General features: G+C 59.0%; 15 protein-coding genes. 5 read left to right on the top strand and 10 right to left on the bottom strand.

What is annotated here, in order from left to right; genetic code table 11:
* Window positions 1-97: 97 nt before the first annotated feature.
* The 9 genes from J7416_RS00900 to coxB form a co-directional block, all read right to left on the bottom strand.
* Entirely contained in the window at window positions 98-682 is a 585-nt protein-coding gene (locus tag J7416_RS00900) for a GNAT family protein (protein WP_209222218.1), read from the bottom strand.
* Window positions 682-1,944, bottom strand: a complete 1,263-nt coding sequence (locus J7416_RS00895; protein WP_209222217.1) for a pitrilysin family protein — start codon at window positions 1,942-1,944, stop codon at window positions 682-684. The genes J7416_RS00900 and J7416_RS00895 overlap by 1 nt, the downstream gene beginning before the upstream one ends.
* Complete coding sequence (thrC, locus tag J7416_RS00890; protein WP_209222216.1) at window positions 1,941-3,329, bottom strand: threonine synthase; 1,389 nt, start codon at window positions 3,327-3,329, stop codon at window positions 1,941-1,943. The genes J7416_RS00895 and thrC overlap by 4 nt, the downstream gene beginning before the upstream one ends.
* A complete protein-coding gene (locus J7416_RS00885; RefSeq protein WP_209223795.1) occupies window positions 3,326-4,003 on the bottom strand; it encodes an SURF1 family protein in 678 nt (225 codons plus the stop codon). Before J7416_RS00885 ends, thrC begins: the two co-directional genes overlap by 4 nt.
* Window positions 4,004-4,173: 170 nt before the next feature.
* Window positions 4,174-4,989, bottom strand: coding sequence for a cytochrome c oxidase subunit 3 (locus tag J7416_RS00880; protein ID WP_209222214.1), 816 nt, complete (start codon window positions 4,987-4,989; stop codon window positions 4,174-4,176).
* 22 nt (window positions 4,990-5,011) lie between these two features.
* Window positions 5,012-5,587 carry a cytochrome c oxidase assembly protein gene (locus J7416_RS00875; RefSeq protein ID WP_209222212.1) on the bottom strand — a complete coding sequence of 192 codons (576 nt, stop codon included), beginning with the start codon at window positions 5,585-5,587 and terminating at the stop codon, window positions 5,012-5,014.
* A complete protein-coding gene (locus tag J7416_RS00870; protein ID WP_170426686.1) occupies window positions 5,587-5,748 on the bottom strand; it encodes a hypothetical protein in 162 nt (53 codons plus the stop codon). Before J7416_RS00870 ends, J7416_RS00875 begins: the two co-directional genes overlap by 1 nt.
* On the bottom strand, window positions 5,745-6,701 hold the full coding sequence (gene cyoE / locus J7416_RS00865) for a heme o synthase (RefSeq protein WP_209222211.1): 957 nt from the start codon (window positions 6,699-6,701) through the stop codon (window positions 5,745-5,747). Before cyoE ends, J7416_RS00870 begins: the two co-directional genes overlap by 4 nt.
* An 84-nt stretch (window positions 6,702-6,785) precedes the next feature.
* Window positions 6,786-7,697 carry a cytochrome c oxidase subunit II gene (gene coxB / locus J7416_RS00860; protein WP_209222210.1) on the bottom strand — a complete coding sequence of 304 codons (912 nt, stop codon included), beginning with the start codon at window positions 7,695-7,697 and terminating at the stop codon, window positions 6,786-6,788.
* Window positions 7,698-7,873: 176 nt separating this feature from the next.
* Between coxB and tldD the strand changes: the two genes are divergently transcribed.
* From tldD to J7416_RS00835, 5 genes are all read left to right on the top strand, one after another.
* Window positions 7,874-9,295: a metalloprotease TldD gene (gene tldD / locus J7416_RS00855; RefSeq protein ID WP_209222209.1), complete on the top strand. Its 1,422-nt coding sequence runs from the start codon at window positions 7,874-7,876 to the stop codon at window positions 9,293-9,295.
* Window positions 9,296-9,524: 229 nt separating this feature from the next.
* Window positions 9,525-10,655 (top strand): DNA-processing protein DprA, encoded by a 1,131-nt coding sequence (dprA, locus tag J7416_RS00850; protein WP_209222208.1) that lies wholly within the window; start codon window positions 9,525-9,527, stop codon window positions 10,653-10,655.
* 160 nt (window positions 10,656-10,815) lie between these two features.
* A complete protein-coding gene (topA, locus tag J7416_RS00845; protein WP_209222207.1) occupies window positions 10,816-13,443 on the top strand; it encodes a type I DNA topoisomerase in 2,628 nt (875 codons plus the stop codon).
* Window positions 13,444-13,545: 102 nt separating this feature from the next.
* Window positions 13,546-14,250, top strand: a complete 705-nt coding sequence (locus J7416_RS00840; RefSeq protein WP_209222205.1) for a CoA transferase subunit A — start codon at window positions 13,546-13,548, stop codon at window positions 14,248-14,250.
* Complete coding sequence (locus tag J7416_RS00835; protein ID WP_209222203.1) at window positions 14,250-14,876, top strand: CoA transferase subunit B; 627 nt, start codon at window positions 14,250-14,252, stop codon at window positions 14,874-14,876. The genes J7416_RS00840 and J7416_RS00835 overlap by 1 nt, the downstream gene beginning before the upstream one ends.
* A gap of 45 nt (window positions 14,877-14,921) precedes the next feature.
* On the opposite strand, the gene J7416_RS00830 is transcribed toward J7416_RS00835, so the two are convergent.
* Window positions 14,922-15,743 (bottom strand): lytic transglycosylase domain-containing protein, encoded by an 822-nt coding sequence (locus tag J7416_RS00830; RefSeq protein ID WP_247744109.1) that lies wholly within the window; start codon window positions 15,741-15,743, stop codon window positions 14,922-14,924.
* Between the last annotated feature and the right edge of the window lie 292 nt (window positions 15,744-16,035).

Genomic DNA, 16,035 nt, shown 5'->3' with positions numbered 1-16,035 from the left:
GCAAGCGCGCGCCAAGTCATGCCCCTTGTTCATCTGGCCAAAAATATCCCGGGGGAGGCGCGGCCTGCCGCGACGGGGGCAGAGCCCCCGATGGCGCCTAACCCGCGTCCGTCTTACCGCGCCGGTCCGAGCGCAGGCTTGCATACAGCACATGTGTCCGCCAGCGCCCGTTGATCTGCAGATACGACTGCGCCACGCCTTCATATTTGAAGCCCGAGCTTTCCAGCAAGCCGCGCGAAGGCTTGTTTTCGGGCAGGCACGCGGCCTCGATCCGGCTCAGATCCAAACGGGTGAAGGCGTGATGAACGACCGCGCCGATCGCCTCGCGCATGTATCCCTGCCGCGCGAAGGACTGACCGGTCCAATACCCCAGCGTCCCCGCCTGTGCCGGACCGCGGCGGACATTGTCCAACGTTATGGCCCCTACAAGCACATCATCGGTCCGGCGGAACAGGAACAGAGGTATCGCTGTCCCACCAGCCACCGAGCGCTGTGCCCAATAAACCCGGTTGGTAAAGGATTTTCGGCTGAGATGGTCCTTGGCCCAGATCGGCTCCCACGGGGTGAGGTATTCCTTGGAGGCGCGCCGCAGCGCCGCCCAGTCGTTGAAATCGGAATGCACAGGCGGGCGCAAGCTCAGGCGCTCGGTCTCGAGTTTCAGCTTGCGTCTGCCCAATAGCATCACGCTGCACGCCTCTCCTGCAACTCAGCCAGCGATGGCGCGCCCGAGACCGGACCATACAGCGCCAAGGCAGCGGGGGCCTGTACAGCCATATTCTCGGCAAACGCCCGCACGTCTTTGGTACTGACCGCGTCGATCTTTGCGACCGTATCCTCAAGCGAGGGCACTCGACCCCAGATCTGCACCAGACGCGCCAGACGTTCTGCGCGGTTCGACGGGCTTTCCAGCCCCATCAGCATACCTGCCTTCATCTGTGCACGGGCACGAGCAACCTCTTCGGCGCTCATGTCCTCGGCGGCGCGCTTCATCTCATCAATGGTGATGGTCGCCAGTTCCGCCACCTGATCGGCCGACGTACCAGCGTAGATCGTGGTTGTACCGGTATCTGCGTAGGCCCCGGTCTGCGCAAAAATCGTATAGCACAGCCCGCGTGTCTCGCGCACTTCCTGGAACAGACGCGAAGACATCCCGCCGCCCAGAGCGGTCGAATAGATCTGGGCCGAATAAATCGCATCGTCACGATAGCCCGGGCTTTCCAGCGCCAGCGCAAAATGGGCCTGCTCCAGTTCTTTTTCCTGCCGCGCTTCACCGCCGGTAAAGCGTGCGGTTTCCGGGATCAAACCCTTACGCGGTTGCAGATGACCAAACATCGCCTCAGCCATTTTCATCAGCGCGTCGTGATCGACGGCACCGGCGGCAGACAGGATCATCTGTTCCGGGCCGTAGTGTTCCGCCACAAACCCTGACAGATCCTCGCGCGAAAACGCGCTGACGCGCTCGGACGGGCCCAGAATAGTGCGGCCCAAAGGCTGGTCGTGATAGCTCTGTTCCTGCAGCCAGTCGAAAATCACATCGTCTGGCGTGTCATAGGCCTGACCGATTTCCTGCAGGATCACGCCGCGCTCGACCTCAATCTCGCGCGGGTCAAAGACGGGGTTCAGAACGATGTCTCCGATCACGTCCATCGCCAGCGCAACGTCGTCCTTCAAGACCCGGGCGTAATAGGCTGTCACCTCGCGCGAGGTATAGGCGTTGATATATCCGCCCACATCCTCAATCGCCTCTGCGATCTGCAGTGCGGACCGTCGCTCGGTTCCCTTGAACGCCATATGCTCAAGGAAATGCGCAATCCCGTTCTGTTCGATCCGCTCATGCCGCCCGCCGGCGGTCACCCAGATGCCGATGGCCGCCGATTGCAGCCCCGGCATTTGTTCACTGACGATACGAAACCCGTTCTTCAGTTGGTCTTGTCTGACAGTCACTCAGCAATATGCCTTTTGATATGTTCCTCAAGGGTGCCCAGGTCGTTCGCAATACGGGTCACCCGTTCCGGACGTTCATACAGATCAGACATGCGGGATGGAAGAGGCGGATGTACATCGCTCGCCTTCTCGACCGCTGCCGGGAACTTCGCCGGATGCGCGGTGGCCAGTGTGATCATCGGAACGTCAGCCTTGCGGTGATCCTCGCCCACCTTGATCCCAATCGCGGTGTGCGGGCAGACCAGTTCGGCGCTATGTGCCAGAGTGTGTTTGATCGTCTCAAGCGTCTCGTCTTCTGACACGCGGCCGGAATCAAAGCTCTCGCGCAGCGCTTCCATCGCGCCCTGGCTGACGTTGAACCCACCGGTCTTGAGCTCATCCATCAACTGCGCCACAGCTGCACCGTCCTCGCCATAGGCATAGTACAACGCCCGTTCAAAGTTCGAGCTGACCTGAATATCCATCGACGGGCTGATCGAAGGGATCGTGTCGCCCTTAAAATACCCCTCGCCCGACAGGCAGCGGTGCAGAATGTCGTTCTGGTTCGTCGCCACGACCAGACGGTCGATGGGCAGGCCCATACGCTTGGCCAGATAGCCCGCGAAGATGTCGCCAAAGTTGCCGGTCGGCACGGTAAAGCTGACCTTGCGGTGCGGCGCGCCAAGGCTGACCGCGGCCGAGAAATAATACACGATCTGCGCCAGCACACGGGCAAAGTTGATCGAGTTTACCCCGGCCAGCTTCACGCTGTCCCGGAAGTCAAAATCGTTGAACATATCCTTCAGCGCGGCCTGACAATCGTCGAAATCGCCATCCACTGCCAGCGCATGCACATTGCTGTCCGCAGGTGTCGTCATCTGACGACGCTGAACCTCGGACACACGGCCATGCGGGAACAGGATGAACACATCCACTGCGTCCAGCCCACGGAACGCCTCAATCGCCGCTGAGCCTGTATCGCCGCTGGTCGCCCCCACGATGGTCACGCGATCATTGCGCCGCTTTAGGGCCACCTGAAACAGCTGCCCGATCAGCTGCATGGCAAAGTCTTTGAACGCCAGCGTGGGTCCGTGGAACAGCTCCAGCAGGAAGTGGTTCTCGTTCAATTGTTTCAAAGGCGCGCGGGCATCATGGCCGAAACCTTCATAGGCGCGCGCGATGATCGCCTTAAACTCATCTTCGGCAAACGAGCCACTGACGTATGGCCACATCACACGGAACGCGATCTCTTCATAAGACAGACCCGCCAGCGCCGCGATTTCATCCTGCGACATCACAGGGATTTCGGCAGGCAAGTAGAGTCCGCCGTCCCGAGCCAGCCCGGTCAGCATCGCCTCTTCAAAGGTCAGTTCGGGCGCTTGCCCACGGGTCGAGATGTATTTCATGTCGCGTCACTCTCAGAAGGGGCGCGGTTGCGCCACAGGAAATATCCGGTCATCGCGGCCCAAACCAGGGCCAGACCAAACCAGGTGATTGCATATTGCAAATGGTCATTTGGGATGCCCGCAGTGTCGACAGGCAAGGGCGTGATACCGGGATCGGTTTCCGACCGCGCAATCAGCAGGACCGGTTCGGCCCCAAGCGCTGCGGCCAGATTCGGAACATCGCGGGCAAACCAGATGTTGTCGTCGATATCCGGCTCGGGCGTATAGCTGTCGATCTCATCTGGCCAGTGCAGATTGCCGATGATCGTCATCGGGCCGTTCCGGCGCTCTGCGTCTTTGGCGGTCGTCGGGATAAACCCCCGGTCCACCAAAATGGTCCGCTCTGCGGTGCTAAAGGACTGAATGATCCGGTACCCCGCCCCGACCTGTTTGACCGAGACCAGAACGTGGATCTCGCCCGGCTCCATATCGCCGGTGATCGTGACCGGCAGGTACTTCTCGGCATCAGCCGAGATCGTATCGGGCAAACCAACCGGCTCGGCCGAAATCCGGCTTTCGATTTCAGCCAGCACGCCCTGCTTCCACGCCAGGCGCTGTACCTGCCATACCCCCAGCGACACGAGGATCGCCAGACCGGCAACACCAAAAATCAGCAGGAATAGAATGCGGCGCATATCAGGACCAAGTTGCATTGTTGTATGGCTCTGCAAGAGCCGGCGTCTTGTTAAGGGCTGCAGCTGCCGAAAGGCAACCTCGCAATTGTATGGGGCGCAATATTGCGCCCCGGATAGAGAAAAAGCCGCCCCAAAAGGGCGGCTTTTGCAATTTGATTGCCGTTCCGGCGTTACATCAGCGGTGCCTGACCCCAGATGTAAACCGCGAAGAACAGGAACAGCCAGACAACGTCAACGAAGTGCCAGTACCAAGCGGCCGCTTCGAAACCGACATGCTTCTCGGGCGTAAAGTCCCCCTTGAGCGCCCGGATCAGACAAACACTCAGGAAGATGGTCCCGATGATCACATGCGCGCCGTGGAAACCGGTCGCCATGAAGAAGTTCGAATAGAACTGGTCGCCACCGAATTCCCAACCTTCGTGGGCAAGAAGCTCATAGTATTCGTAGGCTTGCAGTGCGGTAAACGCGATACCCAGCACGATACCTATTGCCAGACCATTGATCAGCGCTTTGCGGTCATTGTCATGCACCAGAGCGTGGTGCGCCCATGTGATCGCACAGCCCGACAGCAGCAGGACCAGAGTGTTGATTAGCGGCAGATGGAACGGATCAACCGCATGAATGTCCGGCTGGATGTATTCGGTCCCGGCATAGTCGTACATCGGATACATGCGATGTTTGAAGAATGACCAGAACCAGGCGAAGAAGAACATCACCTCGGACATCACAAACAGGATAAAGCCGTAACGCAGGCCGATGCGGACAACCGGCGTGTGATCGCCCTGACGGCTTTCGACAACAACCTCGGACCACCAGGCGAACATGGTGTACAGAACGGCTACCAGACCGGCCCAGAACAGCCACGGCGTCACGCCGTGCATCCAAAGGACGGCTCCGAACAGCATCACAAAGCCACCGATCGCGCCGATCAGAGGCCAGATCGACGGGGCCAGAATGTGATAATCATGGTTTTTTGCTTGTGCCATCAGCGTCCCTCACCTACAGGCGTTAGTTCGTTGTTGTATCAGCCTGCGTCTCAAGGGCGGCATAGCCCTCGGGCAGGTCAATTTCGTAGAATGTATACGATAGCGTGATCGTATGAACATACTTTGCTTCGAGATCTTCGACCATTTCAGGGTCGACGAAGAAGGTTACCGGCATCTCAACACGTTCGCCGGGTTGCAGCACCTGCTCTTCAAAGCAGAAACAGGCAATTTTCTGGAAATACCCGCCCGCGGAATAGGGCGTCACGTTGTAAGATGCCTGTCCGGCAATGGGGTGATCGGTCGGATTGTATGCCTCATAAAAGGCCAGTCCGGTCTCGCCGATGCGCACTTCCATCTCACGTTCGACCGGTTTGAATTCCCAACCAAACCCTTTAGCTTTCGAGGCGTCGAAGCGGACAGTAACCTTGCGATCCAGGATATCGTCAGGCGCAGCCGCCGCCACACCGGTGGTTCCGCCAAATCCGGTGACGCGGCAGAACCAGTCGTAAAACGGAACAGCTGCCCAAGCCAGACTGCCCATCAGGACAACCACGCCAACCGTCTGCGCAACCGTTTTCTGCGGACCCGTCAAAGCCATCAGTTCTGAACCTCCTGCGTTGCCAAACTGAAGTCGGTGCCCGACACTTTGACGACCGTTAGGCCAAAGATGATCACGATGAATGCGGCCAGCGTCAGGCCGACGCCCAGATTGCGGCTAAACCGGCGTTGGTGCAGTTCGTGGGTCTTTCGCAAGCTCATGACCAACCTCCCAGACCATAGGGTTTCAGCAGCGCCTCGACCAGAATCGCACCGAAGTGCAGGAAAAGGTACAGCAGCGACAGCTTGAAAAACGAGCGTTCGACCTTGAAGTCATCAGCCTCGGCGTCATCCTCGGTCCGGCGTGCGATCTGCCATGCCCCGCGCAGGAACAGCGCGTTCAGAACGACGGCAACCGTCAGGTAGATCGAACCGCCGATGCCAGAGAAAGCAGTCCCGACCGCAAGAGCTGCCAGCAATGCGGTGTACACCAAAATATGCCGACGCGTTGCGCGGCGACCGTGTGTGACCGTCAACATCGGAACACCCGCATCGTCGTAGTCCGAACGCATAAACAGCGCCAAGGCCCAGAAATGCGGCGGGGTCCACATGAAGGTCAGCGCGAACATCAGCCACGGCTCAAGCGACATGGAACCAGTGGCCGCAACCCAACCGATAACCGGTGGGAAGGCGCCCGCGGCACCGCCGATCACGATGTTCTGCGGCGTCGAGCGCTTCAGCCACATCGTGTAGATGACGACATAGAAAAAGATAGTGAAGGCCAGGAAGGCTCCGGCAAACCAGTTGGTCGCAAGGCCCAGCATGATCACGGACAGGCCGGACAGTGCCAATCCGATTGCAAGGGCTTCACCCTCGTCCACCTTACCGGCGGGAATCGGGCGCTTTTTCGTGCGCTTCATCACCCGATCGATATCTGCATCCCACCACATATTCAGCGCGCCCGACGCACCGCCGCCGATGGCAATGAAAAGGATCGCGCAGAATCCGACAAACGGATGCACAGGAACCGGAGCCGCAAGCAGGCCGACCAAAGCGGTAAACACGACCAGCGACATGACGCGCGGCTTCAGCAAGGCAAAGAAATCGCCAAAGCTGGCCTCATCCGCGTGGGACTTGGCGCGTACCGTGCTGGCATTGATGCTTGCGTCGCTCATTTCCGGTCCTTTTGGGGCGAAAGCTGCGCGAAACACGCGCAGCTTGCATTACGTGTTGCGCGCGCTCTCAGCCCGCGCGGGTCATCACTTGGATGCAACCTGATAGGCTGCGGGTTGACCTGCATACTCTTCCAAAGCGCCTTGCAGCCACTGCTCGTATGCTTCTTCGCTGACCACTTTGACGGTGATCGGCATGTACGCATGGTCTTTGCCGCACAGTTCAGAGCACTGGCCGAAGTAGACGCCTTCTTTCTCGGCTTCGAACCACAGCTCGGCCAGACGTCCCGGAACGCCGTCCTGCTTTACGCCGAAGGACGGGATGGTCCAGGAATGGATCACGTCAGACGCGGTGACCTGCATGACAATGACCTTGCCAACCGGCACGACAACGGCGGTGTCGGTGGCCAGCAGCCATTCGTCTTCGCCATAGCCCGCATCCGCCAGTTTGGCGCGCATCGCATCGTCCAGTACGAACGGGGTCACATCTGCATCCGCAGGACGAGCGCCTTCATCCAATGTGGCCGGATGGCCCAGCAAATAGCTGTCGAATGCGAAGTCGTGATCGACATATTCGTAGGTCCAGTACCACTGGTTGCCAACGACCTTGATGGTGATGTCGCCTTCGGGAATTTCCTGCTGGTTGAACAGAACCGGCAGCGAGAAGGCACCGATAAAGACCAGAATGAGGATCGGGACAATGGTCCACGCGATCTCAACCGGTGTGTAGTGCGAGAATCGCGCTGGTTCCGGATTTGCGCGACGGTTGTAGCGCACGATGCAGTAGACCAGCAGACCCGCCACGAACACACAGATGGCCGTGATGATCACCAGAATCATAGCGTCTAACCGCTGGATCCCTTCGGCCAGGCTGGTCGCCGCTGGCTGGAAGCCCAAACCGCCATCGACCGGCTTACCAATAATTTCAAGCTCCTGAGCCATGGCGGGAAGGCTGGAGAGGGCTGTCATGAGCCCCGAAAGCATCAAAGCATTCTTCATTTTCTGTCCTGATCGTCTGATCTTTGCTTCTCTGGCGAAAAGGTGTGAATCAGTCGCACCTCTCCCGTTGTCTTTGGCCGCGTTAAAAACCATATTCCGACGGGTAGATAAAGCAAAATGCTTGCGTCAAACAGACGCTATTTTTGATCTGGATCAAACTCGAAAGGTCCCAACCCATGCCCAACGACCCGTTTCGCCCATTTGAAAGCGCTATTCCGCGGGACGAAGCACTTGCGGTTTTGCAGTCAGCCACTGCCGGGGCAGAGGATGGAGAACTGTTTGTTGAGAGGCGGAAATCCGAGTCTCTGGTCTTTGACGACGGCCGCTTGAAGACCGCATCCTATGACGCCTCCGAAGGGTTCGGCCTGCGCGCCGTTCAGGGTGAAGTCGCAGGATATGCACATTCTACCGACGTTTCGATCCCCGCCCTGAAACGCGCAGCCGAGACGGCGCGATTGGCGGTTGGCGATGGCGGCGGCACACTGGCCGATGCGCCCCGCCCCACAAACACGCGCCTTTACACGGACGAAGACCCGATCGAATCTGCCGATTTCCCGGTCAAGATTGAGACGCTGCGCGAGATCGACGCTTTTGCCCGCGATCTGGACTCCCGTGTGGTACAGGTCAGTGCAACCATTGCGGCAAGCGTTCAAGAAGTCGAAATCCTGCGCCCCGACGGGGTTCTGGTGCGCGACGTGCGCCCGATGACACGCCTGGGCGTTTCGATCATCGTTGAACAAAACGGTCGCCGTGAAAGCGGCTCGGCCGGCGGTGGCGGGCGCGTCGGGCTAGACGGGCTGATCGACGCAGCCGATTGGCAGGACAAGGCGCGTGAAGCGCTTCGGATCGCTCTGGTTAATCTGGATGCAGTCCCTGCCCCGGCCGGCGTGATGGAAATCGCACTCGGCCCCGGCTGGCCCGGCATCCTGCTGCACGAAGCAATCGGGCACGGGCTGGAAGGGGATTTCAACCGAAAAGGCAGCTCTGCATTTGCCGGTCTGATGGGCCAGCAGGTCGCCTCGAAAGGTGTGACGGTTGTGGATGACGGCACTATCCCGGATCGTCGTGGCTCGATCACCTTGGATGACGAAGGTACGCCCAGCTCGCGCACGGTTCTGATCGAAGACGGTATCCTGACGGGATACATGCAGGATCGCCAGAACGCGCGCCTGATGGGGGTTGCGCCCACCGGAAACGGACGACGTCAGAGCTATGCGCATAAACCTATGCCGCGAATGACTAACACCGTGATGCTGAGCGGCGATGCCGATCCCGCATCCCTGGTCGCTGATATCAAGGACGGCATCTGGGCCGTCGGCTTTGGAGGCGGTCAGGTGGACATCACCAACGGGAAGTTTGTGTTCTCGTGCACCGAAGCTTACCGCGTCGAGAACGGCAAGATTGGTGCCCCGGTCAAAGGTGCAACCCTGATCGGAGACGGCCCGTCTGCGCTCAAACGCATTCGCGGGCTGGGCAACGACATGGCGCTGGATCCGGGCATGGGCACATGCGGCAAGGATGGCCAATGGGTGCCAGTCGGCGTCGGCCAGCCAACGGTTCTGATGGATGGGCTGACCGTCGGCGGGTCGGCGGCCTGACACAGAATCAGCACCGCTCAGGGTTAACAGCGCGCGCCGGACATCACTGGATCGCGGTCTCTGTTTGGGCCGCTTCCTTACTCTTGCGATAAAATTTCTTCCAATTCTTTCAAACAGTTGGAAAGGAACAGCGCTCCAGTTCGAAAAATTATCCGAATAATTTGAAGAGATTCACAAGCTGTTAACCCCGCCAGCCGTAAACCAGTTCTGCAATCAGGCGGAGCAACGGATGACCGAAGAGCAGCTTTCTTCCTATCACCCCACACTCCCACCCACCACGGAAGAGGACCGGTTTTCCTGGCTTCGTCTGTTGCGCTCTCGCAAGGTTGGTCCGGCGACGTTTCGGCGGCTGCTGCGGGAACATGGCTCGGCGCAGAATGCGCTGTCCGCGCTGCCTGAAATGGCACGCGCTGCCGGAATTGATGGGTATGAAATTTGCCCGCCCGGCGTGATTGAGGCGGAACTCAGGGCGGCAAAAGCCGCGAATGCCCAACTTTTGTGCCTTGGGTCCGCCGATTTCCCAAGCGCGTTGAATGACTTGACTGATGCGCCGCCAATGCTGTGGGCAATTGGCGATGTCTCTCTGCTGAAGCGTCAGGCGATCGCTATGGTCGGCGCGCGCAACTGTTCGTCGCTGGGCACGCGCATGGCGCGGGGGTTGGCAACGGACCTCGGCAAACAAGGGTATGTCATTGTTTCGGGCCTGGCGCGCGGGATCGATACTGCTGCCCATCTTGCGACCATCGACACAGGTACCGTCGCCGTTATGGCAGGTGGGGTCGATGTGGTTTACCCGGCCGAAAACGCATCCCTCGCGGACAAGATCGCCCAGACCGGAGTGCGCGTGTCGGAACAACCCATGGGCGTCACCCCGCAAGCGCGTCACTTTCCCCGTCGGAACAGGATCATTTCGGGCCTTGCCCAAGCGGTCGTCGTGGTCGAAGCAGCCGCCAAGTCCGGCAGCCTGATCACGGCGCGGGACGCTTTGGATCAGGGGCGTGAGGTCTTGGCCGTCCCCGGGCATCCCTTTGACGCCCGGGCTGCGGGATGCAACCTGCTGATCCGCGACGGGGCGACTCTGATACGGTCGGCCGAAGACGTGATTGAAGCCCTACCGAAACAGGACGCACAGCCGATTCTCGAACCGAGCATGCCCGAGTTGCATACACTACCCTCCGTCAAAGGCGCTCCGCTGCACCAAGAGATTCTGGCGCGGCTTGGACCGTCCCCAATGGCCGAGGATCAGTTGATCCGCGACATCGCTGCTACGGCGGGTGAGATTGGCCCGGCTCTGATTGATCTGGAACTCGACGGACGTATTCAGCGTCAACCGGGCGGGTTGTTGTCATTGACTGCGTAGCTGGTCAAAGCCGAGTCTGCGCTTTTACATCCCGGTCAGGCCTTTGAAAACGCCGCGTAATTGATGTGTTCAAAGGAACGCATTGACAATTCGCCCTTGCCCTCCACATTTTGCACGATCATAGAAGGCGCACATTCTGTCGAGCGAGGTTTTCCCTTAAATGCCTGTAGTTGTTGTAGAATCTCCTGCCAAGGCCAAAACAATCAACAAATATCTTGGCCCCGACTACACGGTTCTGGCGTCCTATGGGCATGTTCGGGACCTGCCACCAAAGGATGGTTCTGTCGATCCCGAGCATGAATTTGCGATGAAATGGGAGGTCGGGAACGACAGCCGCAAACACGTCAAAGCCATCGCCGACGCCCTGAAGGAAGACAACGCTCTGATCCTCGCGACCGACCCCGATCGTGAGGGCGAGGCCATCAGCTGGCACCTGCAGGAGGCGCTGACCAAGCGCCGTTCGATCAAAAAGGACACACCGGTCAGCCGCGTGACGTTCAACGCAATCACCAAGGACGCGGTCACCGAGGCGATGCAGAGCCCCCGTGAAGTCGACATGCCGCTGGTTGAGGCCTATCTGGCCCGCCGCGCGCTGGACTATCTGGTCGGCTTTAACCTGTCGCCGGTTCTGTGGCGAAAACTTCCGGGGGCCCGGTCTGCGGGTCGTGTGCAATCTGTTTGTCTGCGCCTGATCGTCGAACGCGAGATGGAGATCGAAGCGTTCAAACCGGTCGAATACTGGTCGGTCAAAGCGCTTTTCGAAACACCGCGCGGTCAGACCTATGAGGCGCGCCTGGTCACTCTGGCCGGCAAAAAGCTGGACAAACACGATTTATCTAACGCCACTCAGGCCGAGCTGGCGGTTCAGGCCATCACCAGTCGCGCACTCAGCGTCACCTCGGTCGAGGCCAAGCCAGCCGCGCGCAACCCCAGCGCGCCCTTCATGACCTCGACCCTGCAGCAAGAGGCCAGCCGCAAGTTCGGCATGGGCGCGCGTCATGCGATGCAGGTAGCACAGCGGCTGTATGAAGCGGGTTACATTACCTATATGCGGACCGACGGTATCGACATGGCGCCCGAGGCTGTGGCTGCTGCGCGCGACGCCATTACGGATCGTTACGGTGCAGAATACGTGCCGGACAGCCCTCGTATTTACAAGAACAAGGCCAAGAATGCGCAGGAAGCGCACGAGTGCATTCGCCCTACGGATATGTCGCTTGATGCCAAGGCGCTGAAAGTCACCGATGAAGATCAGCGCAAGCTTTATGATCTGATCTGGAAGCGTACGATTGCCTGTCAGATGGCAGCCGCCCGACTGGAACGGACCACCGTCGAGATCGGCAGCGATGACGGTCAGGTCGGTCTGCGCGCTACGGGTCAGGTGGTGCTGTTTGACGGGTTTATGCGCGTCTACGAAGAAGGTCGCGATGATGTGGCCGACGAGGATGAAAAGCGCCTGCCCCAGATCATGCAGGGCGATCCTGCACGCTTTGCCAAGACCTCGTTGCGGGATCAGTTCGCCAAGGCGACGGGAGATTCGGACAAGGCTGCCATTCTGTCTGACAACGAAACCGTTCTGGCCCTGCAGCACCACACCCAACCCCCTCCGCGATATACCGAAGCTACGCTGGTCAAACGGATGGAAGAGTTGGGGATTGGCCGCCCCTCGACCTACGCGTCGATCGTGACCACGATTCAGGACCGCGAATATGTGCGCAAGGACAAGAACCGGCTGATCCCCGAAGAAAAAGGCCGGATTGTTACAATTTTCCTGCTGAACTTCTTCCGTCAGTATGTGGGCTACGAGTTCACTGCGAATCTGGAAGAACAGCTGGACGACGTCAGCGCCGGGGACCGCGACTACAAGGACCTGCTGGGCAAATTCTGGCGCGATTTTTCGGCCGCAATTGGCGAGACGTCCGAGTTGCGGATTTCCGAAGTGCTGGACAAGCTGGACGAAGCGTTGGCACCGCAGCTTTATCCGCCCCGCGAAGACGGCTCAGACCCTCGGATCTGCCCGAAATGCGGCGTGGGCCGTTTGCACCTTAAAACGTCCCGCACCGGTGGGTTTGTCGGTTGCGGCAACTATCCCGAATGCACCTATACCCGCCCCATCGCTGGCGAGGGGGCCGAAGGCGAAGAACGCCTGCTGGGCGAGGACGCAGGCGATGAGATCTGGCTGAAGTCCGGCCGTTTTGGCCCCTATGTTCAGCGCGGAGAGCCGACGCCAGAGAACAAGAAGCCTCCACGCGCCTCGCTGCCCCGAGGGTGGAGCAAGGATGACATGGACCTCGACAAAGCACTGACGCTGCTGTCACTGCCACGTCAGATTGGCGAACACCCTGAAGGCGGCATGATCAGCTCCAACTTCGGGCGGTTCGGGCCGTATCTGATGCATCAGCTGCCGGAAGAGGCCAAGCCGGTTTACGCCAACCTCAAAGACCCCAACGACGTGTTCGAGATCGGCATGAACCGCGCGGTCGAGATGCTGGCCGAGAAGCGCGCCAACCCTGGCCGAGGCCGTCGCGCAGCAGCCAAGCCGCTTAAAGAGCTTGGAGAACACCCCGATGGCGGCCCGATGCAGGTTCTGGATGGGCGCTACGGGCCATATGTGAAGTGGGAAAAAGTCAACGCGACCATTCCCAAGGACATCAAGCCCGAGGACGTGACACAGGAAATGGCCATCGAACTGGTCAACGAGCGTGCTGCTAAGAAGGGGACCAAGAAAAAGGCCGCCCCCAAGAAAAAAGCAACAACCAAGAAAACGACCAAAAAGGCGGCCACCTGACGGCCGGTTAGGTAGAAATACCACCTACCCCTTGGTTTCATTGACTTCCCCGTGACGTGGCGGCACAACCTGCCCATCACCATGTCATTGGGGGAGTTTTCCATGAAGAAAGTCTATGCCAATGCCACCGAGGCGCTCGATGGAGTGATCACGGACGGCATGATGATCGCAGCGGGCGGTTTTGGCCTGTGCGGTATTCCCGAACTGCTGCTTGAGGCGATCAAGGACTCGGGTGCTCAGAACCTGACCTTTGCCTCGAACAACGCCGGCGTCGACGATTTCGGGATCGGCATCCTGCTGCAGACCAAGCAGGTCAAAAAGATGATCAGCTCTTACGTCGGTGAAAACGCCGAATTCATGCGCCAGTACCTGAGCGGTGAGCTGGAGCTGGAGTTCAACCCCCAAGGCACTCTGGCCGAACGTATGCGCGCCGGTGGTGCGGGCATTCCCGGTTTCTATACCAAGACCGGCGTGGGCACCGTGATCGCCGAAGGCAAAGAGCACAAAGACTTCAGCGGCGAGACCTATATTCTGGAAGAAGGCATCTTTGCCGATCTGGCCATTGTCAAAGCCTGGAAAGCCGACGACACCGGCAACCTGATCTTCCGCAAGACCGCTCGGAACTTTAACGTGCCAGCTGCAACCTGCGGCAAGATCTGCATCGCCGAGGTTGAAGAGATCGTGCCCCGCGGCTCGCTGGACCCTGACGCGATCCACCTGCCCGGTATCTACGTGCACCGCATTATTCAGGGCGAACACGAAAAGCGCATCGAACAACGCACCACCCGTAAGAAGGAGGAAGCATAATGCCCTGGGATCGCAATCAGATGGCCGCGCGTGCGGCGCAAGAGCTTGAAGACGGCATGTATGTGAACCTCGGCATCGGTATTCCGACGCTGGTGGCAAACTATGTTGGCGACAAGGACATTACCCTGCAATCCGAGAACGGCATGCTGGGCATGGGCCCCTTCCCCTTTGAAGGCGAAGAAGATCCCGATCTGATCAACGCGGGCAAGCAGACCATCACCGAATTGTCCCGCACCGCCTATTTCGACAGCGCGACCTCGTTTGCGATGATCCGTGGCGGCAAGATCGCAGCCGCCGTTCTTGGCGCGATGGAGGTCGATGAAGAAGGCGATCTTGCGAACTGGATGATTCCCGGCGTGCTGGTAAAGGGCATGGGCGGCGCAATGGACCTTGTGGCAGGCGTTGGCCGCGTGATCGTAGTAATGGATCACACCAACAAGCACGGAAAGTCCAAGCTGCTGAAGAAATGCACCCTGCCCCTGACCGGCAAGAAGGTGGTGAACCGTATTATCACCAATCTGGGCGTTCTGGACGTAGTTGAGGGTGGCTTGAAGATCATTGAGATCGCCGAGGGCGTGACCGAAGACGAAATTCGCGCCGCAACCGAGGCCAACATCGTCAACTGACGCCGATCGCTGAAAAAGGCCCACCAAACTCTGGTGGGCCTTACTTCAATTCTGTGTTTGGAATACGCAGCCATCCGTAATCAGTTGAGGCGGCGTCGAACACAAAGCCCGCGCAACCTGAAACGCTGCAAGCACCTTTGGGACATAGTCGCGGGTCTCGGCATAAGGCGGTACACCGTCATGCTTACGCACAGCTCCTTCACCGGCATTGTACCCTGCCAGGACGAGAATCGGGTCGTTGCCGAATTCTTCCATCAGCCAATTCAGGTATTTGACACCCCCCGCGATGTTCTGCGACGGCTGCATACTGTCCCTAACCCCGAACCTTTTTGCGGTTGCAGGCATCAGTTGCATCAATCCCTGCGCCCCGGCTGAGCTGACGGCGTTGGTGCGACCGGCTGATTCTACCGAAATAACGGCGAGCACCAGTGCCGGTGAGACATTCGTGCCCACGGTAGAGCGCAGAATATCTACTCCGCGTTGCTGAGCGATGTCTTGCAAGGTCTGCAAACGCGGCGAGGCGACATTGGTTGCCGCCAGGGCTTTAATGGCATCGTTCAAACGTCCCGACCCAGCCTCCGCCAAGGCAGGCGAGATCCGCTCCCAGAACGCCTTGTATGACCCTGCGGGCTTTTTCCCCGCGCCCGCCGCACCCGGAACAGACGGAGGAGTGACACGCGTACGCGCAATAATCTCAGGCTCAACGATTGCGGTGCCCGTGCTGGGCGCAGACGGTGCTTTGGCGTGCTCTTCTGGTGTAATCTGAACCGTCACGCGCGGTCGGGTACCCGGCTTGGGGGCCTTGATCCGCTTGTAGACGCCCCGTGGTTCGATCTCGCTTGCCATGACCGGCACAGGGCCAGTCATCACCAATACCGCCAAACCGGCGCAAGTCATTGCGTCCCGGAGATTCATTTGCCTGCCTCGTGTTTTATCTTTTGGTTGATTTGAACCCTGAAACCGCCTGTAAAGCCAGAAAAACCCCGCGAATTGGGGCAATTTCGCCTCATTTGCCGCAATTTTGCATCGGCGCGACGTGGGAACCTCGGTCTGCGAAACTTTTTTTTCCTTTCCAATCAGCGCATTACAGGAAAAACTATCAAAAAGTTAAACTTCTTCGAAAAAAAATGGGGTTTGGCCCAATTCCTGCCACGCACAG

Origin of the sequence: Ruegeria sp. R14_0 (assembly GCF_017743975.1) — a bacterium.
Taxonomy (GTDB): Bacteria; Pseudomonadota; Alphaproteobacteria; order Rhodobacterales; family Rhodobacteraceae; genus Ruegeria.
This window is presented reverse-complemented; position numbering and strand designations above follow the sequence as displayed.